The 21,240-nt window shown below is 56.8% G+C and carries 19 protein-coding genes, 1 rRNA gene and 1 riboswitch; of the genes, 12 read left to right on the forward strand and 8 right to left on the reverse strand.

Annotated elements, in window-relative coordinates; translation table 11 throughout:
- A 16S ribosomal RNA gene (locus BFG58_RS20545) occupies positions 1 to 142 on the reverse strand; the annotation flags it as partial.
- Positions 143 to 703: 561 nt separating this feature from the next.
- Here BFG58_RS20545 and purH point away from each other — a divergent pair.
- Complete coding sequence (gene purH / locus BFG58_RS20550) at positions 704 to 2,293, forward strand: bifunctional phosphoribosylaminoimidazolecarboxamide formyltransferase/IMP cyclohydrolase (protein ID WP_069720473.1); 1,590 nt, start codon at positions 704 to 706, stop codon at positions 2,291 to 2,293.
- Between the two features lie 15 nt (positions 2,294 to 2,308).
- A complete protein-coding gene (gene purD, locus BFG58_RS20555) occupies positions 2,309 to 3,601 on the forward strand; it encodes a phosphoribosylamine--glycine ligase (RefSeq protein WP_045909512.1) in 1,293 nt (430 codons plus the stop codon).
- 96 nt (positions 3,602 to 3,697) lie between these two features.
- On the opposite strand, the gene BFG58_RS20560 is transcribed toward purD, so the two are convergent.
- From BFG58_RS20560 to nudC, 6 genes are all read right to left on the reverse strand, one after another.
- Positions 3,698 to 4,390 carry a DUF1481 domain-containing protein gene (locus BFG58_RS20560; protein WP_045909513.1) on the reverse strand — a complete coding sequence of 231 codons (693 nt, stop codon included), beginning with the start codon at positions 4,388 to 4,390 and terminating at the stop codon, positions 3,698 to 3,700.
- Between the two features lie 11 nt (positions 4,391 to 4,401).
- Entirely contained in the window at positions 4,402 to 4,674 is a 273-nt protein-coding gene (gene hupA / locus BFG58_RS20565; RefSeq protein WP_002445246.1) for a nucleoid-associated protein HU-alpha, read from the reverse strand.
- A gap of 186 nt (positions 4,675 to 4,860) precedes the next feature.
- Entirely contained in the window at positions 4,861 to 5,451 is a 591-nt protein-coding gene (locus BFG58_RS20570; RefSeq protein WP_008503468.1) for a YjaG family protein, read from the reverse strand.
- A gap of 41 nt (positions 5,452 to 5,492) precedes the next feature.
- The gene (nfi, locus tag BFG58_RS20575; protein ID WP_069720474.1) at positions 5,493 to 6,164 is read right to left on the reverse strand and encodes a deoxyribonuclease V; all 672 of its coding nucleotides are present in this window, start codon (positions 6,162 to 6,164) and stop codon (positions 5,493 to 5,495) included.
- Positions 6,165 to 6,173: 9 nt separating this feature from the next.
- A complete protein-coding gene (gene hemE, locus BFG58_RS20580; protein ID WP_069720475.1) occupies positions 6,174 to 7,238 on the reverse strand; it encodes a uroporphyrinogen decarboxylase in 1,065 nt (354 codons plus the stop codon).
- 38 nt (positions 7,239 to 7,276) lie between these two features.
- The gene (gene nudC / locus BFG58_RS20585; RefSeq protein ID WP_045909515.1) at positions 7,277 to 8,050 is read right to left on the reverse strand and encodes an NAD(+) diphosphatase; all 774 of its coding nucleotides are present in this window, start codon (positions 8,048 to 8,050) and stop codon (positions 7,277 to 7,279) included.
- A gap of 95 nt (positions 8,051 to 8,145) precedes the next feature.
- Between nudC and BFG58_RS20590 the strand changes: the two genes are divergently transcribed.
- From BFG58_RS20590 to BFG58_RS20635, 10 genes are all read left to right on the forward strand, one after another.
- The gene (locus tag BFG58_RS20590) at positions 8,146 to 8,631 is read left to right on the forward strand and encodes an Rsd/AlgQ family anti-sigma factor (RefSeq protein ID WP_069720476.1); all 486 of its coding nucleotides are present in this window, start codon (positions 8,146 to 8,148) and stop codon (positions 8,629 to 8,631) included.
- Between the two features lie 54 nt (positions 8,632 to 8,685).
- Positions 8,686 to 8,794, forward strand: a riboswitch (TPP riboswitch).
- Positions 8,795 to 8,873: 79 nt separating this feature from the next.
- Positions 8,874 to 10,769 carry a phosphomethylpyrimidine synthase ThiC gene (thiC, locus tag BFG58_RS20595; RefSeq protein ID WP_045909517.1) on the forward strand — a complete coding sequence of 632 codons (1,896 nt, stop codon included), beginning with the start codon at positions 8,874 to 8,876 and terminating at the stop codon, positions 10,767 to 10,769.
- Positions 10,769 to 11,404 (forward strand): thiamine phosphate synthase, encoded by a 636-nt coding sequence (gene thiE / locus BFG58_RS20600; protein WP_069720477.1) that lies wholly within the window; start codon positions 10,769 to 10,771, stop codon positions 11,402 to 11,404. The genes thiC and thiE overlap by 1 nt, the downstream gene beginning before the upstream one ends.
- Positions 11,397 to 12,152 carry a HesA/MoeB/ThiF family protein gene (locus BFG58_RS20605; RefSeq protein ID WP_069720478.1) on the forward strand — a complete coding sequence of 252 codons (756 nt, stop codon included), beginning with the start codon at positions 11,397 to 11,399 and terminating at the stop codon, positions 12,150 to 12,152. The genes thiE and BFG58_RS20605 overlap by 8 nt, the downstream gene beginning before the upstream one ends.
- On the forward strand, positions 12,136 to 12,336 hold the full coding sequence (thiS, locus tag BFG58_RS20610; protein WP_032644502.1) for a sulfur carrier protein ThiS: 201 nt from the start codon (positions 12,136 to 12,138) through the stop codon (positions 12,334 to 12,336). The genes BFG58_RS20605 and thiS overlap by 17 nt, the downstream gene beginning before the upstream one ends.
- A gap of 1 nt (position 12,337) precedes the next feature.
- Positions 12,338 to 13,108, forward strand: a complete 771-nt coding sequence (thiG, locus tag BFG58_RS20615) for a thiazole synthase (RefSeq protein WP_063622995.1) — start codon at positions 12,338 to 12,340, stop codon at positions 13,106 to 13,108.
- Entirely contained in the window at positions 13,105 to 14,232 is a 1,128-nt protein-coding gene (thiH, locus tag BFG58_RS20620; protein WP_069720479.1) for a 2-iminoacetate synthase ThiH, read from the forward strand. Before thiG ends, thiH begins: the two co-directional genes overlap by 4 nt.
- A 336-nt stretch (positions 14,233 to 14,568) precedes the next feature.
- A complete protein-coding gene (locus tag BFG58_RS20625) occupies positions 14,569 to 16,110 on the forward strand; it encodes a sensor domain-containing diguanylate cyclase (protein ID WP_045909522.1) in 1,542 nt (513 codons plus the stop codon).
- 180 nt (positions 16,111 to 16,290) lie between these two features.
- Positions 16,291 to 16,599, forward strand: a complete 309-nt coding sequence (locus BFG58_RS20630) for a PTS sugar transporter subunit IIB (RefSeq protein WP_008503456.1) — start codon at positions 16,291 to 16,293, stop codon at positions 16,597 to 16,599.
- A complete protein-coding gene (locus BFG58_RS20635) occupies positions 16,599 to 16,916 on the forward strand; it encodes a PTS lactose/cellobiose transporter subunit IIA (RefSeq protein ID WP_008503455.1) in 318 nt (105 codons plus the stop codon). Before BFG58_RS20630 ends, BFG58_RS20635 begins: the two co-directional genes overlap by 1 nt.
- 57 nt (positions 16,917 to 16,973) lie before the next feature.
- On the opposite strand, the gene rpoC is transcribed toward BFG58_RS20635, so the two are convergent.
- A complete protein-coding gene (rpoC, locus tag BFG58_RS20640; RefSeq protein ID WP_045909523.1) occupies positions 16,974 to 21,197 on the reverse strand; it encodes a DNA-directed RNA polymerase subunit beta' in 4,224 nt (1,407 codons plus the stop codon).
- Positions 21,198 to 21,240: the final 43 nt, after the last annotated feature.

Below are 21,240 nucleotides of genomic sequence, written 5' to 3' on the forward strand. Positions count from 1 at the left end.
CCATCAGGCAGTTTCCCAGACATTACTCACCCGTCCGCCGCTCGCCGGCAAAGTAGCAAGCTACTTTCCGCTGCCGCTCGACTTGCATGTGTTAGGCCTGCCGCCAGCGTTCAATCTGAGCCATGATCAAACTCTTCAATTTAAGTTTGATGCTCGTGAATTAAACTTCGTAATGAATTACGTATGTTCACTCAGAGACTTGGTATTCATTTTTTGTCCGAGGACGTTAAGAATCCATGTCACTTTGAGTGCCCACACAGATTGTCTGATAAATTGTTAAAGAGCAGTGCAACGCGGCTTTCGCTCATCGTTGCGAGGTGGCGTATATTACGCTTTCCTCTTTCAGAGTCAACCCGTTATTTCAGGATTTTTTCTCTTCAACCGAACCGCTTGTTGTGTGAAGTGATTCACATCCGCCGTGTCGATGGAGGCGCATTATAGGGAGTTCTCCGCAGGCCGCAACCGCTAAATGACAGAAAAATGACTGACTGCTGCATTCCACAGCAAAACCCCGCCTTATACCTTTTTACGCACAGACTTATCCACAATGATACGAAAAAGTAAAAATGTGCGAGCGTTGCGCAAACGTTTTCGTTAAAATGCTCGCGCTTAACAAGGATGCCTCGTCAGGTGTGTTAGATGAGTTTTTCACAGGAAAATTCATCTAACGCTCTCTGTAATCGTGAAATCCAGGGGATTTACCATGCAACAACGTCGTCCAGTCCGCCGCGCTCTGCTCAGTGTTTCTGATAAAGCCGGTATCGTCGAATTCGCTCAGGCACTTTCTGCACGCGGTGTGGAGCTGCTTTCCACAGGTGGAACCGCTCGCCTGTTAGCAGATAAAGGTCTGCCGGTAACCGAAGTGTCCGATTACACCGGTTTCCCGGAAATGATGGATGGACGCGTCAAAACCCTGCATCCGAAAGTCCACGGCGGTATTCTTGGCCGTCGCGGCCAGGACGACGCCATTATGGAACAGCACGACATCGCGCCGATCGACATGGTTGTCGTTAACCTCTACCCGTTTGCCCAGACCGTTGCCCGCGAAGGCTGCTCTCTGGAAGATGCTGTAGAGAACATTGATATCGGCGGCCCGACCATGGTGCGCTCTGCGGCCAAGAACCATAAAGATGTCGCCATCGTGGTAAAGAGCAGCGATTACACCACCATTATTAATGAGATGGACGCCAACGAAGGGTCGCTGACCCTGGAAACGCGTTTCGACCTCGCCATCAAAGCCTTCGAACACACCGCGGCGTACGACAGCATGATCGCCAACTACTTCGGTAGCCTGGTACCGGCTTACCACGGTGAAAGCAAAGATCCTTCCGGCCGCTTCCCGCGCACCCTGAACCTGAATTTCATTAAGAAGCAGGATATGCGTTACGGTGAGAACAGCCACCAGCAGGCGGCCTTCTATATAGAAGAAGAGGTAAAAGAAGCCTCTGTTGCAACCGCTCAGCAGGTGCAGGGCAAAGCGCTCTCCTATAACAACATTGCCGACACCGACGCCGCGCTGGAATGCGTGAAAGAGTTCAGCGAGCCGGCCTGCGTTATCGTCAAGCACGCCAACCCATGCGGCGTGGCGGTAAGCACATCGATTCTGGAAGCTTACGATCGCGCATACAAAACTGACCCAACCTCCGCGTTCGGTGGCATCATTGCCTTCAACCGCGAGCTGGATGCTGAAACGGCTCAGGCCATCATCTCCCGCCAGTTTGTCGAAGTGATCATCGCGCCATCGGCCTCCGAGGAAGCGCTGAAAATCACGGCGGCAAAACAGAACGTGCGCGTACTGGTTTGCGGCCAGTGGGCAGAACGCGTACCGGGCCTGGACTTCAAGCGCGTAAACGGCGGTCTGCTGGTTCAGGATCGCGATCTGGGTATGGTGACAGAAGCCGACCTGCGCGTGGTGACCAAACGTCAGCCGACCGAACAGGAACTGCGTGACGCGCTGTTCTGCTGGAAAGTGGCGAAGTTCGTGAAATCCAACGCCATCGTCTACGCCAAGGAGAACATGACCATCGGGATAGGCGCAGGCCAAATGAGCCGCGTTTACTCTGCGAAAATCGCGGGTATTAAAGCAGGTGACGAAGGCCTGGAAGTCAAAGGCTCCGCCATGGCCTCTGACGCCTTCTTCCCGTTCCGTGACGGTATCGACGCCGCAGCCGCTGTTGGCATCACCTGCGTGATCCAGCCTGGCGGTTCAATCCGCGACGACGAAGTGATTGCCGCTGCCGACGAACACGGCATCGCGATGATCTTCACCGACATGCGCCACTTCCGCCATTAATTCCCGGAGCTGAAAATGAAAGTATTAGTGATTGGTAACGGCGGACGCGAGCACGCGCTGGCGTGGAAAGCGGCGCAGTCTCCGCTGGTGAAAACGGTCTTCGTGGCACCGGGCAACGCCGGTACCGCACTGGAACCCGCGCTGCAGAACGTGGCTATCGGCGTGACCGACATTCCGGCGCTGCTGAGTTTTGCCCAGAGCGAGAAAATCGACCTGACCATCGTCGGCCCGGAAGCGCCGCTGGTGATTGGCGTGGTGGATGCGTTCCGCGCAGCGGGCCTGAAAATCTTCGGCCCAACGGAAGGCGCCGCGCAGCTGGAAGGCTCCAAAGCCTTCACCAAAGATTTCCTCGCGCGTCATAACATCCCGACGGCGGAATATCAGAATTTCACTGAAGTGGAGCCTGCTCTGGCCTACTTACGTGAGAAGGGCGCGCCGATTGTTATCAAGGCCGACGGACTGGCCGCCGGTAAAGGCGTGATCGTCGCGATGACGCTCGACGAAGCCGAAGCCGCGGTTCAGGACATGCTGGCAGGTAACGCCTTTGGCGATGCGGGCCACCGCATCGTGATTGAAGAGTTCCTCGACGGTGAAGAGGCGAGCTTTATCGTCATGGTCGACGGCGAGCACGTTCTGCCGATGGCCACCAGCCAGGATCACAAGCGTGTGGGTAATGGCGACACGGGTCCTAACACCGGCGGGATGGGCGCTTACTCCCCTGCTCCGGTCGTGACTGACGACGTCCACCAGCGCACCATGGATCGCATCATCTGGCCTACCGTGAAGGGAATGGCAGCAGAAGGGAATACCTACACCGGTTTCCTTTACGCAGGTCTGATGATCGACAAGCAGGGTAACCCTAAGGTCATCGAATTCAACTGCCGCTTTGGCGATCCGGAAACGCAGCCAATCATGCTGCGCATGAAATCCGATCTGGTGGATCTGTGCCTGGCAGCCTGCGATGGCAAGCTGGACGAGAAAACCTCCGAGTGGGACGAGCGTGCGTCTCTCGGCGTGGTGATTGCTGCGGGTGGTTATCCGGGCAACTACAGCACCGGAGATGAAATCCACGGTCTGCCGCTGGAAGAGAGGGAAGGTGCGAAGGTATTCCACGCCGGTACGAAGCTGGCTGAGGACGATCGCGTTCTGACCAACGGCGGCCGCGTGCTGTGTGCAACCGCGCTGGGCCATACCGTGGCAGAAGCGCAGAAGCGCGCCTATGCGCTGATGGCGGATATTCACTGGAACGGTAGCTTTAGCCGTCAGGATATCGGCTATCGCGCGATTGCGCGCGAGCAGGGGGAGTAATTCCTCCTCGCCCTCACCCTAACCCTCTCCCATGGGGAGAGGGGATCGTTCGTAGGCCGGATAAGCGTCAGCGCCATCCGGCTTAATCCACAGAACTCAGAAACTTTTCTCTGTCGGCTGCCAGGTGCAGAAGTCTTCGTTCGCCACCAATAGCAATTGAGAACCTTCCGGCGCCTCAAGCCACGCCACACTCACTTCCATTGATGAATGACGCTGACGGCGTTGAATGTGTTCGGTCGCCCAGGACTCGAGCTCAGGCTTGACCGTTTGCCCTTCGCAGGTCGTCACCGTCCCGTCGTTATGCCAGCGCCCCTGGCGTAGCACGACGCGTCCCAGACGAAGCGCATCGCTGGTCTGGCGGATTTGTTCGGCCCGGTAACGGTAGAGGGCGATTTGATCGCTTGAAAGCTGCTGTTTTTGACCGCTGACTTCGCGCTGCATAAAGCTCAGCTCGCCATGGTCGTCAAAACGCACTTTCACGTGTTCGGGGGTCTTGCTGTAGACGTTCAGCTCAATCAGCGACAGGTCATCTCCCTGCCAGCGATACTCCGCCGTCGACGTATTGCCGCTATGCCACGGGCTGAAGGCAGAAAGCAGATGCACTTCGCCGCCGGAATCTTTACGCCAGATCCTGACCGCGCCCTGGTTGTCCGCGTAGCCGCTGGCGGTAAACGGCGGCAAAGCGGTGTCGTGGCTACAGGCTGACAGCAGCAGCATGCCTGCCAGCGCGAGCGTTCCGCGCCAGAAAGACAAAAGGGGCGTTGCCGCCCCTTCGCTAAAACTGTTCACTGCCACGCGTCTTACTTAACTGCGTCTTTCAGTGCTTTACCAGAAACAAATGCCGGCACGTTCGCTGCGGCGATTTTGATTTCTTTACCGGTCTGCGGGTTGCGGCCAGTACGCTCAGCGCGGTGGTTCACTTTGAAGGTACCGAAACCAACCAGTTGTACAGCATCGCCTTCTTTCAGAGACTCAGTAATAGCAGCCAGGGTAGATTCCAGAGCAGCTTTAGCCTGCACTTTAGACAGATCAGCCTTGTCCGCAATTACATCAATCAGTTGAGTCTTGTTCATAAGTTATCCTTTCAATGTGTTTATCGCTTGCTAAGCATCGAGTGCGACGAAAATGCCAAAAAAGCACTCTCCTGCATACACGCACCGATAGCCACTTTTTTTCGCCCCCCAAATGTAGACCAGACAAGGGGCGAAAGGGAAGAGTCGAGGAGCGACAAAACGGGCGTTATCTCAAGTTTTCTTATCTCATTGGTTAAAAATTATACCAATATTACTCTCACCGGCCTCACGTAAGTCCGCACGCAGCCCTTTTATCAGTTCAATATCGCGTTCTTCACACTCTGCCAGCAGGCGGAAAATTTCCCACTGGATATCCCATTCTTGCTCAACGGCCGGGTTTGCGCGCAGCTCTTCGTCGGTCATTTCGCGACCTTCCTGGGTCATTTCCAGCATCGCTACGGTAGTGATAGAGGCCTTACTGACTTCGATAGCGTGCTCCAGCGTCTCACCGCTCAGGCGGGAGTGGAGCAATTCGCTTAACGCCACACAGGCATCAATTGCCGGGTAGACGCCGTACAGGTCAAAATCATCCGCCACCGGAATCGCCTCTTCCAGCTTTTCGAGCTGAGAGTCGAAATTCACCTTCGCGTCTTTCACCGTCAGCGTTTCCCAGATCAGATCCAGAATGCGGCGGTAGATATGGCCATCACCAAAGCCCGTCTGCTTGCAGAACGCGGCATAGTTGGGATACATGCGCTCGCACAGGCAAGCCATAAAGGTGACGTGCTGCCAGCTTTCCAGCTTTTCAAGGCGCAGGTGAATCGGGTTTTGTAGCATGATGATCTCTCGAATCGAAAATTAGGCGCAGTTTACCTGAATCATCGCTGAATTTCCTGCCAACGAACAAAAGCCGGACGCGAAGAGGCGACCGCGTCAGCCCAGCGCGTCGGCTCCGGTAAGCGGTAGCCATTCATGCAGCGCTGTACCCACGCCAGAGCACTGTCCATGCTCACCCGATGGCCGGTGGCGATGAACAGCGGATTACAGCGAGCCTTACTGCGCCAGACCCACGCCAGCTGCTCGCCTTTATGGATGAGCGGCGCCAGCGCACCCGGCTCGGCGGAGAGTGGCTCAAACGCGCCGCACAGGCGTTTCTTGGCAACGCCAATGGTCGGCACATCCACCAGCAGCCCAAAGTGGCTGGCAACGCCTAAGCGGCGCGGGTGTGAGATCCCGTGCCCATCGACAAACAGCAGGTCAGGTTTTTGCGAGAGCTGCTCCCACGCTGCCAGCAGCGCGGGATATTCGCGAAAGGAGAGAAAGCCGGGAATATAGGGCATGGTGGTGGCAATACGCGCGACCTTGTACTCCACCAGCTCGAGCGAAGGGTACTTCAGTACCACCATCGCCGCTCGCGTCACGTCCCCACCCTGCTCGAACCCGACGTCTGCTCCGCCAATGTACTGCGGAGGATCCTTATCCAGACGATCCTCGCGGATCACCGATGAGGCCAGTTCGATTTGTTGAGCGCGTAGCGACGCGAGATCCATAACGACTCCTTACTTGTGATACTGGGCAGAAAGCCGATGCACCGCCTCCACAAATACGCCTGCGTGCTCTGGCGGTACATCCTGATGAATACCGTGGCCGAGGTTAAAGACGTGGCCTTCCCCCTGGCCGAAACCAGACAGTATAGTCGACACTTCTTCTTCAATGCGGGCAGGCGGCGCATAGAGCATGGACGGGTCCATATTGCCCTGCAGCGCCACTTTGTCGCCCACGCGGCGGCGGGCATCGGCAATATCGGTGGTCCAGTCGAGACCCAGCGCGTCGCAGCCGGTGGCCGCCATCGCTTCCAGCCACTGGCCGCCACCTTTGGTGAACAGCGTCACCGGCACGCGGCGACCTTCGTTTTCACGCAGCAGGCCGTCGACGATTTTATGCATGTAGTACAGGGAGAACTGCTGATAATCGCGGCCGGTCAGCACGCCGCCCCAGGTGTCGAAAATCATCACCGACTGCGCACCCGCCTTAATCTGCGCGTTCAGATAGAGCGTGACGCTCTTCGCCAGCTTGTCGAGCAGCGCATGCAGGGCCAGCGGCTCGGCGTACATCATCTTTTTAATCAGGGTGAAGGCTTTACTGCTGCCCCCTTCCACCATATAGGTCGCCAGCGTCCACGGGCTGCCGGAGAAGCCAATCAGCGGCACTTCGCCTTTCAGCTCGCGGCGAATGGTGCGCACGGCGTTCATCACGTAGCCCAGTTCACCTTCCGGATCGGGGATCGGCAGCTTGTCCACGTCGGCTTTGCTTTTAATCGTAGAGGTGAAACGCGGGCCTTCACCCGTTTCAAAGTACAGGCCCAGGCCCATGGCATCCGGAATGGTCAGAATATCCGAGAAGAGGATCGCCGCATCCAGCGGGAAGCGGCGCAGCGGCTGGAGCGTCACTTCACAAGCCAGCTCGGCGTTTTTGCACAGCGACATAAAATCGCCCGCCTGCGCGCGCGTGGCTTTGTACTCTGGCAGATAGCGTCCCGCCTGGCGCATCATCCACACCGGGGTGACATCAACGGGCTGGCGCAGCAGCGCACGCAGATAACGATCGTTCTTCAGTTCGGTCATTTTTGCAGTTCCTTAAGCGTCATGGCCTCAGTGTAACACTACTCATACTCGGCCCGACACATCGCTACGGTATCTTCTATCAGCCGGCGCGCCACGGTGCCCGGCGGTGGTAACAGCGGTAAATCGTCGTAGCGATACCAGTTCGCGTCCAGCAGCTCTTTCTGATCGATAACGATCTCGCCGCTGTCGTATTCGGCCATAAAGGCCGTCATCAGCGACTGCGGGAACGGCCACGGCTGGGAGGTGACGTAGCGCAGGTTCTTCACTTTGATCCCGCTCTCCTCCATCACCTCGCGCGCCACCGCCTGCTCCAGCGTTTCGCCCACCTCGACGAAGCCGGCCAGCACGGTGTGAACGCCGTTGCGATGGCGGGTATGCTGCGCCAGCAAAATAGAATCATCCCGGCGGATAGCGACGATGATGCACGGCGCAATCTGCGGATAGTAGCGCTCGCGACAGTGGCTGCAGAGCATCGCCCACTCGGTTTTGCTCGGACGCATGGTATGACCGCAATAGCCGCAGTATTTATGCGAGCGGTAAAACTCCGCCAGCTGCACGCCGCGCCCCGCCAGCTGGAACAGGCCCACGTCCAGATCCAACACCTGGCGAACGGATCCCATATCCTGACGACGCGCTTGCTGGATCAACCACACGGGCTCACCCTGCCACTCGCCGATCTTTAGCGCTGGCTGGCCCACCAGATCGAACGTTTCCGCCGCACCGTAGGGCAGTTCTCCACCGGGCAACCATAATTTTTGTTCGTGGCTGACGATCCACCAACCCAGATCTGATTTTTCAATAATACGATCCATATCTATTGCACTACCTTCGCTTCACTGACATGTTGTTAGCATTGTGGTTACATTCTGGATAAGCAGATTCAATCCTACACTTTGCGGAGTCGACCATGTTAAACCAGCTAGAAAGCCTGACTGAGCGCGTTAGAGGAAGTAACAAACTGGTGGATCGCTGGCTTCATGTGCGCAAGCATCTACTCGTGGCTTATTACAATCTGGTCGGCATTAAGCCTGGCAAAGAATCGTTTATGCGGCTGAACGAAAAAGCGCTGGATGATTTTTGTCAGGGCCTGGTCGACTATCTGTCCGACGGCCATTTCAATATTTATGAACGCATTATCCGCGAAATGGAAGGGACAACGCCGTATTTAGCGGCCAGCAAACTCTATCCGCTGCTGGAGGCCAACACCCAGCAGATCATGGATTACTATGATTCCACGCTCGAGAATGCCATCGATCACGATAACTACCTTGAGTTTCAGCGGGCGTTATCCGACCTCGGTGAAGCGCTGGAGGAGCGATTCACGCTGGAAGATAGGCTGATTAGCCTCGCCCTGGATGCCAGTCCCGAAGATAACGTCGCGCGCCCGGCTTGAGTTCTTAATCGTTAACGAGTAATTTACAACCATTCGCCCCTCTCACGAGGGGGATTTTTCTTGTCGGAGTGCCCAGAGCGAAAGCCGGGCTGAGACCGTTAATTCGGGATCCGCGGAACCTGATCAGGCTAATACCTGCGAAGGGAACAAGAGTCACACTGCTGTTGTATCGCCCCCCGGGCGATCCTCTCTTGCTTCATCCGTCGTCTGACAAGCCATGTCCTTCACTTTTGGAATGAGCTATGTCTACTGCAAAACTGACCCGCCGCGAACAGCGCGCACAGGCCCAACACTTCATCGACACCCTGGAAGGCACCGCTTTCCCGAACTCGAAACGCATCTACATTTCCGGCTCGCAGGCCGATATCCGCGTCCCGATGCGCGAAATCCAGCTTAGCCCGACGCTTATCGGCGGCAGCAAAGAGAATCCGCAGTATGAAGACAACGAAGCCGTACCGGTGTATGACACCTCCGGCCCGTACGGCGATCCCTCTGTTACGATCAACGTTCAGCAGGGTCTGGCAAAGCTGCGCCAGCCGTGGATAGAGGCGCGTAACGACTGCGAAGAACTGAGCGTACGCAGTTCTGCGTACACCAAAGAACGCCTGGCCGACGACGGTCTGGACGCGCTGCGCTTTACCGGCCTGCTGACGCCAAAACGTGCCAAAGCGGGCAAATGCGTGACCCAGCTGCACTACGCCCGCCAGGGGATCGTCACGCCGGAGATGGAGTTCATCGCCATCCGCGAGAACATGGGCCGCGAGCGTATCCGCAGCGAAGTGCTGCGCTACCAGCATCCGGGAGAGGGCTTTGGCGCGCGACTGCCGGAGAACATCACGCCGGAATTCGTGCGTGACGAAGTGGCCGCCGGGCGCGCGATTATCCCCGCCAACATCAACCACCCGGAATCCGAGCCGATGATTATCGGCCGCAACTTCCTGGTGAAGGTTAACGCTAACATCGGTAACTCGGCCGTCACCTCCTCCATCGAAGAAGAAGTTGAAAAGCTGGTCTGGTCAACGCGCTGGGGCGCGGACACGGTAATGGATCTCTCCACCGGCCGCTATATTCACGAAACCCGCGAGTGGATCCTGCGTAACAGCCCGGTTCCGATTGGCACCGTCCCGATTTATCAGGCGCTGGAGAAGGTCAACGGCATTGCCGAAGATCTGACCTGGGAAGCGTTCCGCGACACGCTGCTGGAGCAGGCCGAGCAGGGCGTCGACTACTTCACCATTCACGCGGGCGTGCTGCTGCGCTACGTGCCGATGACCGCGAAGCGTCTGACCGGTATCGTCTCGCGCGGCGGTTCCATCATGGCGAAGTGGTGCCTCTCCCATCACCAGGAAAACTTCCTCTACGAACACTTCCGCGAGATCTGCGAAATCTGCGCCGCTTATGACGTCTCGCTGTCGCTGGGCGACGGCCTGCGCCCGGGCTCCATCCGTGACGCCAACGACGAAGCGCAGTTTGCCGAGCTGCACACGCTGGGCGAACTGACCAAAATCGCCTGGGAGTATGACGTGCAGGTGATGATTGAAGGCCCGGGACACGTGCCGATGCAGATGATCCGCCGCAACATGACCGAGGAGCTGGAGCACTGCCACGAAGCGCCGTTCTACACCCTGGGACCGTTAACCACCGATATTGCGCCGGGCTACGACCACTTCACGTCAGGCATTGGCGCGGCGATGATCGGCTGGTTCGGCTGCGCCATGCTCTGCTACGTGACGCCGAAAGAGCACCTCGGCCTGCCAAACAAAGAGGACGTGAAGCAGGGGCTGATTACCTACAAAATTGCCGCCCACGCGGCGGATCTGGCCAAAGGCCACCCGGGCGCGCAAATCCGCGATAACGCCATGTCGAAGGCGCGCTTTGAATTCCGCTGGGAAGATCAGTTCAACCTGGCGCTGGACCCGTTCACCGCCCGCGCCTACCACGACGAAACCCTGCCGCAGGAATCGGGCAAAGTCGCGCACTTCTGCTCCATGTGCGGACCAAAATTCTGCTCGATGAAAATCAGCCAGGAAGTGCGCGACTACGCCGCCACGCAAACCATTGAAGTGGGTATGGCGGACATGTCTGAAACCTTCCGCGCCAAAGGCGGCGAAATCTACCTCAAAAAAGAGGAGGCGTAATGTACCAGCCCGATTTCCCACCCGTCCCCTACCGTTTAGGGCTCTATCCGGTGGTGGACAGCGTGGCGTGGATAGCGCGACTGCTGGAGGCAGGCGTTCGCACCCTCCAGCTGCGCATCAAGAATAAGCGCGATGACGAGGTGGAAGCCGATGTGGTTGCCGCTATTGCGCTGGGGCGTCGGTATAACGCCCGCCTGTTTATCAACGACTACTGGCGGCTGGCCGTTAAGCACCGGGCGTACGGCGTGCATCTGGGTCAGGAGGACCTGGAAACAACGGATCTGAGCGCAATCCGTGAAGCCGGGCTGCGTCTTGGCGTGTCAACGCACGATGACATGGAGATCGACGTGGCCCTGGCGGCCCGTCCCTCATACATCGCGCTCGGTCACGTCTTCCCGACGCAAACCAAGCAGATGTCCTCCGCACCGCAGGGTCTGACGCAGCTGGCGAGTCACGTTAAACGCCTTGCCGATTACCCCACCGTCGCCATCGGCGGAATCAGCCTTGAACGTGCCCCGGCGGTGCTGGAGACCGGCGTCGGCAGCATCGCCGTCGTCAGCGCCATCACACAGGCCGCAGACTGGCGGTCCGCCACCGAACAGCTTTTACAGCTGGCAGGAGCAGGCGATGAATGATCGCGACTTTATGCGCTACAGCCGTCAGATCCTGCTGGAGGATATCGCCATCGACGGCCAGCAAAAACTGCTCGCCAGCCGGGTGCTGATTGTTGGCCTGGGGGGATTAGGTGCACCCGCCGCGCTCTATCTGGCAGGTGCGGGTATCGGCACGCTGGTGCTGGCCGACGACGATGAGGTCCACCTCAGCAATCTGCAGCGGCAAATCCTCTTTACTACCGACGATATCAACCAGCCGAAAGCGAAAATCACCCGGCAGCGGCTGAACCTGCTTAACCCGGATATCGAGCTGATTGCCTTACAGGAGCGTCTTAGCGGTGAAAGCCTGCACCGTGAAGTCGCCCTTGCCGACGTAGTGCTGGACTGTACCGACAACATGGCGACGCGCCAGGCGATCAACGCCGCCTGCGTGGCCAATCATACGCCCCTTATCACCGCCAGCGCGGTGGGGTTCGGCGGGCAAATGATGGTTCTGACGCCACCGTGGACGCAGGGCTGCTATAGCTGCCTGTGGCCGGACGATGCCGAACCGACGCGCAACTGCCGTACGGCGGGTATTCTGGGTCCGGTGGTCGGCGTGATGGGCACCATGCAGGCGCTGGAGGCGATCAAGCTGCTCAGCGGCATGGAGACGGAACGCAATACGCTGCGGCTGTTTGATGCCCGCTCCAGCGGCTGGCGCCAGCTGGCGTTACGCCGCGCCAGCCGCTGCCCGGTATGCGGAGGCCGCGATGCGCATTCTGTTTAACGATGAGCCGATGAGATGCGACGACGGGCTTACCGTTGCCGCACTGCTCGACAAGCTGCGTCAGCTCAAGCCGGGAACGGCGCTGGCGCTCAATCAACAGATCCTGCCGCGCGAGCAGTGGGAACATCAGCAGGTCAATGAAGGCGACCAGATCCTGCTGTTTCAGGTTATCGCAGGGGGCTGAGATGTTACGTATTGCCGATAAGGTTTTTGATTCGCATCTGTTTACCGGAACCGGAAAATTCGCCTCGCCGCAGCTGATGGTGGATGCCATTCGTGAAAGCGGCAGCCAGCTGGTGACGCTGGCGCTCAAGCGCGTGGATCTGCGCCATCACAGCGATGCCATTCTGGCTCCGTTGCTGGAAGCAGGCGTGACGCTGCTGCCCAACACCTCCGGAGCGAAAACCGCCGAAGAGGCGATTTTTGCCGCACAGCTGGCGCGTGAAGCGCTCGGCACCGGCTGGCTGAAGCTGGAAATCCATCCGGATGCCCGCTGGCTGCTGCCCGACCCGATTGAAACGCTGAAAGCGGCTGAAAAGCTGGTTCAGCAAGGATTTACCGTTCTGCCTTACTGCGGGGCCGACCCGGTGCTGTGCAAACGTCTCGAAGAGGTCGGCTGCGCCGCCGTCATGCCGCTGGGGGCCCCCATTGGCTCCAACCAGGGGCTGGAAACCCGCGCGATGCTGGAAATCATTATTGAGCAGGCTACCGTGCCGGTGGTGGTTGATGCGGGCATTGGCGTGCCCAGCCATGCCGCGCAGGCGCTGGAAATGGGGGCTGACGCGGTGCTGGTCAATACGGCTATCGCGGTTGCCGACGATCCGGTCATGATGGCGCGGGCATTCCGCCTGGCCGTGGAGGCTGGCCTGCTGGCAAGGGGATCCGGCCCCGGCTCGCGCAGTTTCCAGGCGCAGGCCACCAGCCCGCTGACCGGTTTTCTGGAGGCGATCTCATGAGCACGTTTACCGAGCGCTGGCGACAGCTTAACTGGGACGACATTGCCCTGCGCATCAACAGCAAAACGGCGGCAGACGTGGAGCGCGCGCTGCATGCCCGTCAGCTGACCCGCGAGGATCTGATGGCCCTGCTCTCCCCGGCGGCCAGCGCGTACCTCGAACCGATGGCTCAGCGAGCGCAGCAGCTCACCCGCCAGCGTTTTGGCAACACGGTGAGCTTCTACGTGCCGCTCTATCTCTCCAACCTGTGCGCCAATGACTGCACCTACTGCGGCTTTTCCATGAGCAATCGCATCAGGCGAAAAACCCTTGATGAGGGTGAGATTGCCCGTGAGTGTGCAGCCATCCGTGAAATGGGCTTTGAACACCTTCTGCTGGTCACGGGCGAGCATCAGGGGAAGGTGGGAATGGACTATTTCCGTCAACACCTTCCCGCCATTCGCCGTCAGTTTGCGTCGTTGCAGATGGAAGTGCAGCCTCTGTCGCAGGAGGAGTACGCGGAGCTCAAAACGCTCGGGCTGGACGGCGTTATGGTCTATCAGGAAACCTACCATGAGGCGACGTACGCCCGGCACCACCTGAAAGGCAAGAAACAGGATTTCTTTTTCCGCCTGGAAACGCCCGACAGGCTGGGTCGCGCCGGCATCGACAAAATCGGTCTGGGTGCGCTGATCGGGCTCTCCGACAGCTGGCGGGTGGATTGTTACATGGTGGCGGAACATCTGCTGTGGCTTCAACAGCGCTACTGGCAGAGCCGTTATTCCATCTCCTTCCCGCGCCTGCGTCCCTGCGCGGGAGGAATTGAACCGGCTTCGCTGATGGATGAACGCCAGCTGGTGCAGACCATTTGCGCGTTTCGCCTGCTTGCCCCGGAAGTGGAATTATCGCTCTCAACGCGCGAGTCCCCGGCGTTTCGCGATCGCGTCATCCCGCTTGCGATTAACAACGTCAGTGCATTTTCCAAAACGCAGCCAGGCGGCTACGCCGACGATCGTCCGGAGCTGGAACAGTTTGTACCGCATGATGGCCGACGTCCGGAAGCGGTCGCTGCCGCCCTGACAGCGCAGGGTCTGCAGCCTGTCTGGAAAGACTGGGACAGCTGGCTGGGAAGAGCCTCGCAGTAACGTTGAAACGCACTGCAACACGTTAAAAAATTATCGAGGCACAACGAAAAGGCAAAACCGGAGGATTGTCAGCGATCGTCCGGTTTTTTATTGTCACACGGTCAGCAACGGATGCTGACCAGGGCGAAAAGCTTCTTCCTCGTTTCGCCCTGCCTCTGGTGCATTACACGAACGGTCCCTGCCAGTTTAATAAGTATTTTCTTAATGGTTCTTAAGATAAATCATCCCGTCAGAAATCGTGTGCCGTATAATTCACCGCTAACCGCAGGACAGCGACTATGCTGAGAGGATATCGGCAGACGAAAAGTATTCACCATCAGGAACGATGTACAGCTCATGGCACTTCACAGCAAAAAGCTCTCTTTTACCCGGCCCATTATGCTCAGCTTCGCGGGGATCCTCTGCAGTTTTGCGGTGATCGCGATCGCGGTGACGCTTTCGCAACGGAAGGATTTTCTTGAGGATTATCATAAGATTAATAGCAACTTCACGCATAACCTGGCGGTGAACTACACCGAATCTATCCTGCGTGAAAACGACTATATCCTGGGCCGTTCCGCGATGTACTTTGCGCGCGACGACAGGCTAAACGAGACGCTCAACGTCAATCCGACGCAGGGACTGCAGATGATGATGCATCTGCAGAACCTGATGCCGACCGTCTCCTCCATCTCGCTGGCGGACACGCAAGGGCATTATCTCCGCGCACCGGAAGTGCTCCCCACGGAGACGAGTAAAACCTTCGATCCCCGGACGCGACCGTGGTTTGTCGCTCAGGCGGAAGCCAGCATCTTCAGCCACTATACCCGTCCCTACATGGACTACTTCACCGGCCATCCGACGGTGACGCTTTATAAGCCTTTGATATCGCCTGAAGGGAGGTTGAAGGGAACACTCGCTTTCCATCTCGATTTGACCTCAATGGGCTTCACCCTGCGTCAGATGGTGGCGCCCGTTCAGGGGGAATTCTTCGTCGTCGAACGCGATGGTGCCGTGGTGCTGCATCCAGATACCGGCGCGCTCTTCAAGCAGTATGTGAGCGAAGCGCTGATGGACAAAATGACCAGCGGCGAAGGTCATCTTTACGACAAGAAAAGCAACGCCTGGTATTACTACTATTCGTTTACCAACCCGGACTGGTTTGTCATCTACCGGGTATCCGGCGCGACGCTCACCGATATTACCCGCCACGAAACGACGATCGTTGGCTGGGGGTTTGCACTGGCGGCCATCATCATCATCCTTTTCGGCTTATACCTCCGCCACGCCTCGCGTAGCGTGTTGATGCACATTATCAATGCCATCAAAACCGGCGATGTCAGCGAGGCGCCGCGCCTGGAAGCGATGCTGAGCCACACGATTCAGTCCAATAAAGAGCGCGAAATGGCGTATGTGCGCCAGGCCACCCATGATGCGCTGACGGGCTGTAAAAACCGCCGCGCGTTCGACAGCGATGTCGCAGAGCTGCTGAATACTCAGCAGCCTTTCGCGATGGCGCTGGTGGATATCGATAACTTCAAGTCAATTAACGACACGCTGGGTCACCTGACCGGTGATATCGTTCTGCGCAACGTGGCTCGGGAAGGGATCCAGATTATGCAGCCACATCATGTTTCGGTTTACCGTTATGGTGGAGAAGAGTTCGCGGTCATCTTCCAGGCGGAGCAGATGTCTTCCGCGCTCTCCTTGCTCGAAGCATGGCGTACCGCCGTTGAAAATCGCGTCTGGCGGGAAGAAAACCTGCGGGTTACGTTCAGCGGTGGTCTTGGGGAGTGGCATTTTGAACCGCTGGAACAATTCGTCGGAAGCGTTGATAACGCCCTCTACAGCGCCAAACAGCAGGGAAAAAACCGCATCGTTCGCACATCCATCAGTTAATCCTCTCTCCTTCACCCTGCCCGTTTCGACGGGCCGGGTACCCGCCAGTGTAAAATTGTAACCGGTTTCAGAAAATCGCCTGTTTCTTTGTGATGCCTGACACACAATCGCGGTAAAGCGGTTGTTGAAGCGGTCTGCACGGGATAATTATCAATAAACACATGTAGATCGAGGCTGATTATGAAGAACATCGTTTTATGCTGTGCAGCGGGAATGTCAACCAGCATGCTGGTTCAACGTATGAAAGACGCCGCGCAGAAAAAAGGGGTTGAAGTCACCATTAAAGCCGTTCCGGTTGCGGAGTTTAAAGACAACATCGCGACGGCCGACATCGTATTACTGGGACCACAGGTTAAATACGAGCAGGCTAAATTACAGGCACAGGCCGACCCGTTAGGTAAAAAGGTCGCGGTGATCGACATGATGGATTACGGCATGATGAAAGGTGATGCCGTACTGGATAAAGCGCTCAAACTTCTGGAGTCATAATGGAAGACTTAGAAACCACGATTATGGAACTGCTTGTTAACGCAGGCGCAGCGCGCAGTGCGGCCCTGACGGCGTTGCAGATGGCGCGTAAAGGTGAGTTTGACGAAGCTGAAAAAGCGATGGAAGAGTCGCGTGAATATGTGAAGCATGCGCACACCATACAGACGCAGCTTATTGGTCTTGATGAGGGGACCGGGAAGCTTCCGGTTAACCTGATCACCGTTCACTCTCAGGATCACCTGATGAACGCCATGGTCATTCAGGACCTGGCAGGCGATATGATTGAGCTTTATCGCCGGATCCCGTTAGTGAATTGAAAACATGCAGATATAAAAAAACCCGCCGAGGCGGGTTTTTTATTAGCGGCTCAACGATTACTCGTTGTCGGAACCACCCAGACCTGCGTTCAGCAGTTCTGCCAGGCTCGCGGATGCATCTTCAGCAGTCACCTGCGGTGCAGCTGGCAGTTCGCCCGCAGCACGACGACGCATACGATCCTGATGGTACGCATAACCGGTACCAGCCGGGATCAGACGACCCACGATAACGTTCTCTTTCAGACCGCGCAGTTCATCACGTTTACCTGCAACAGCGGCTTCGGTCAGGACACGAGTCGTTTCCTGGAACGATGCTGCAGAGATGAAGGACTCGGTTGCCAGAGACGCTTTGGTGATACCCAGCAGATCGCGCGAGAAGGTCGCACCGATTTTGCCGTTCGCTTCCAGTTCGCGGTTAGCGATCTTGACGCGTGAGTATTCAACCTGCTCGCCTTCCAGGAACTCGGAGCTGCCCGCGTTTTCGATGGTTGCTTTACGCAGCATCTGACGAACGATAACTTCAATGTGCTTATCGTTGATCTTAACGCCCTGCAGACGGTAAACGTCCTGTACTTCGTTGGTGATGTAACGCGTTACCGCGTGTACGCCACGAAGACGCAGAATGTCGTGCGGCGCTTCTGGACCATCGGAAACCACGTCACCACGTTCTACACGTTCACCTTCGAACACGTTGAGCTGACGCCACTTAGGAATCATCTCTTCGTACGGTTCGCTGCCATCTACTGGCGTGATAACCAGACGGCGTTTACCTTTGGTCTCTTTACCGAAGGAGATGATACCGCTGATTTCAGCCAGGATTGCAGGCTCTTTCGGACGACGCGCTTCGAACAGGTCCGCAACGCGTGGCAGACCACCGGTGATGTCCTTGGTACCGCCGGATTCCTGAGGAATACGCGCCAGGGTGTCACCAGAGCTGATCTGTACGCCATCTTCCAGCTGTACAATCGCTTTACCCGGCAGGAAGTACTGCGCAGGCATATCGGTACCAGGGATCAGAACGTCGTTACCCTGAGCATCAACGATTTTCAGTGCAGGACGCAGATCTTTACCACCGGTAGTACGTTCAGCAGAATCCAGAACCACCAGAGAAGACAGACCGGTCAGCTCGTCGGTCTGACGAGTAATGGTCTGGCCGTCAATCATGTCAGTGAAGCGGATGAAACCACTTACTTCGGTGATAACCGGCATGGTGTGTGGATCCCAGTTTGCAACGGTTTCACCGCCGGCAACCTGCTCGCCATCACCTTTCGCCATAACCGCACCGTAAGGCACTTTATAGCTCTCTTTGGTACGACCGAATTCGTCGATCAGCTTCAGCTCGGTGTTACGGGAAGTGATAACCAGTTTACCGCTGGAGTTCACAACCGACTTCGCGTTGCTGAGCTTGATGCTACCTTTGTTTTTCACCTGGATGCTGGATTCAGCAGCCGCACGAGATGCCGCACCACCGATGTGGAACGTACGCATCGTCAGCTGTGTACCCGGCTCACCGATGGACTGTGCCGCGATAACGCCGATGGCTTCACCTTTGTTGATGATGTGGCCACGCGCCAGGTCACGACCGTAGCAGTGTGCACATACACCAAAGTCGGTGTCACAGGATACAACGGAACGGACTTTCACGGAGTCAACAGAGTTCGCTTCCAGCAGGTCACACCAGTGCTCGTGCAGCAGCGTGTTGCGTGGAACCAGAATGTCTGCCGTACCCGGCTTCAGAATGTCTTCCGCGGTTACACGACCCAGAACGCGATCGCGCAGTGGCTCTTTAACATCACCACCCTCGATAACCGGGGTCATGGTGATACCTTCGAGGGTGCCACAATCGTCTTCGGTCACAACCAGGTCCTGCGCAACGTCAACCAGACGACGCGTCAGATAACCGGAGTTCGCTGTTTTCAGTGCGGTATCCGCCAGACCTTTACGCGCACCGTGCGTGGAGATGAAGTACTGGAGTACGTTCAGACCTTCACGGAAGTTCGCGGTGATTGGCGTTTCGATGATGGAGCCATCTGGCTTCGCCATCAGACCACGCATACCTGCCAGCTGACGAATCTGTGCTGCAGAACCACGCGCACCGGAGTCGGCCATCATGTAAATGCTGTTGAAGGAAACCTGCTGCTCTTCTACGCCGTCACGGTTAATCACGGTTTCGGTCTGCAGGTTATCCATCATCGCTTTGGATACACGATCGTTCGCCGCGGCCCAGATATCGATAACTTTGTTATAGCGTTCGCCCGCGGTAACCAGACCAGACTGGAACTGCTCCTGGATCTCAGCAACTTCAGCTTCCGCTTCAGAGATGATCTCGTGTTTCTTCTCTGGGATGACCATGTCATCGATACCAACAGATGCACCTGAACGCGCTGCATACGCAAAGCCGGTGTACATTGTCTGGTCAGCGAAGATAACGGTCGGCTTCAGACCCAGAATGCGGTAACAGGTGTTCAGCATTTTGGAGATCGCTTTCTTGCCCAGCGCCTGGTTGACGATGGAGAAAGGCAGACCTTTCGGTACGATCATCCACAGAATGGCACGGCCAACGGTCGTGTCTTTCAGGCTGGTTTTCGCAACGAATTCGCCGTTTGCATCTTTTTCGTATTCGGTGATACGCACTTTAACGCGCGCATGCAGAGAGGCCAGGCCAGCGCGATAAATACGCTCAGCTTCTTTCGGACCAGTCAGCACCATGCCTTCGCCTTTGGCGTTAACACAGTCACGGGTCATGTAGTACAGACCCAGAACAACGTCCTGAGAAGGAACAATGATTGGCTCACCGTTCGCTGGAGACAGGATGTTGTTGGTAGACATCATCAGCGCACGCGCTTCGAGCTGGGCTTCCAGCGTCAGCGGTACGTGAACAGCCATCTGGTCACCATCGAAGTCGGCGTTATATGCCGCACAAACCAGCGGGTGCAGCTGAATAGCTTTACCTTCGATCAGGACCGGCTCAAATGCCTGGATACCCAGACGGTGCAGGGTTGGTGCACGGTTCAGCAGTACTGGGTGTTCGCGGATCACTTCGTCCAGGATATCCCAAACGACAGCTTCTTCACGCTCAACCATTTTCTTCGCGGCTTTGATGGTGGTGGCCAGGCCACGCAGTTCCAGCTTGCCGTAGATGAATGGTTTGAACAGCTCCAGTGCCATTTTCTTCGGCAGACCGCACTGATGCAGACGCAGGTATGGACCTACGGTGATTACAGAACGACCGGAGTAGTCAACACGCTTACCGAGCAGGTTCTGACGGAAACGACCCTGTTTACCTTTGATCATGTCGGCCAAAGATTTCAGAGGACGTTTGTTAGAACCGGTGATCGCACGACCACGACGACCGTTATCCAGCAGGGCATCTACCGCTTCCTGCAGCATACGTTTTTCGTTGCGTACGATGATGTCCGGCGCAGCCAGATCCAGCAGACGTTTCAGACGGTTGTTACGGTTGATCACGCGACGATACAGATCGTTCAGATCGGACGTTGCGAAACGACCACCATCCAGTGGAACCAGTGGACGCAGATCTGGCGGCAGAACCGGCAGAACGGTCAGGATCATCCACTCTGGCTTGTTACCAGACTGAACGAACGCTTCCAGCAGTTTGATACGCTTGGTCAGTTTTTTACGCTTGGTTTCGGAGTTGGTTTCGTTCAGCTCTTCACGCAGCTGCTCGCACTCTTGCTCCAGATCCATGCTCTTCAGCAGGGCCTGAATAGCTTCCGCACCCATCTTCGCGTCGAATTCGTCACCGAACTCTTCCAGCGCGTCCAGATACTGCTCTTCAGTCAGGATCTGATGACGTTCCAGGTTCGTCATCCCGCCTTCGATAACCACATAAGATTCGAAGTACAGAACACGTTCGATATCACGCAGCGGCATATCCAGCAGCAGACCGATACGGGACGGCAGGGATTTCAGGAACCAGATGTGAGCAGTTGGAGACGCCAGCTCGATGTGGCCCATACGCTCACGGCGTACTTTGGTCTGGGTCACTTCAACGCCGCACTTCTCACAGATCACACCACGGTGTTTCAGGCGCTTGTACTTACCGCACAGGCACTCGTAATCTTTTACTGGCCCGAAAATACGCGCACAGAAAAGGCCGTCACGCTCAGGTTTGAACGTACGGTAGTTGATGGTTTCCGGCTTTTTAACTTCACCGAAAGACCATGAACGGATCATGTCTGGCGAAGCCAGAGCAATTTTGATCGCATCAAACTCTTCGGTTTTAGTCTGCGCTTTCAGAAACTTTAATAAATCTTTCACGGATTTGCTCCCGTCGGAGTTAGCACAATCCGGTGCCGGGGAT

The sequence above is a fragment of the Enterobacter sp. ku-bf2 genome (assembly GCF_001742765.1).
Classification (GTDB): domain Bacteria; phylum Pseudomonadota; class Gammaproteobacteria; order Enterobacterales; family Enterobacteriaceae; genus Enterobacter; species Enterobacter quasiroggenkampii.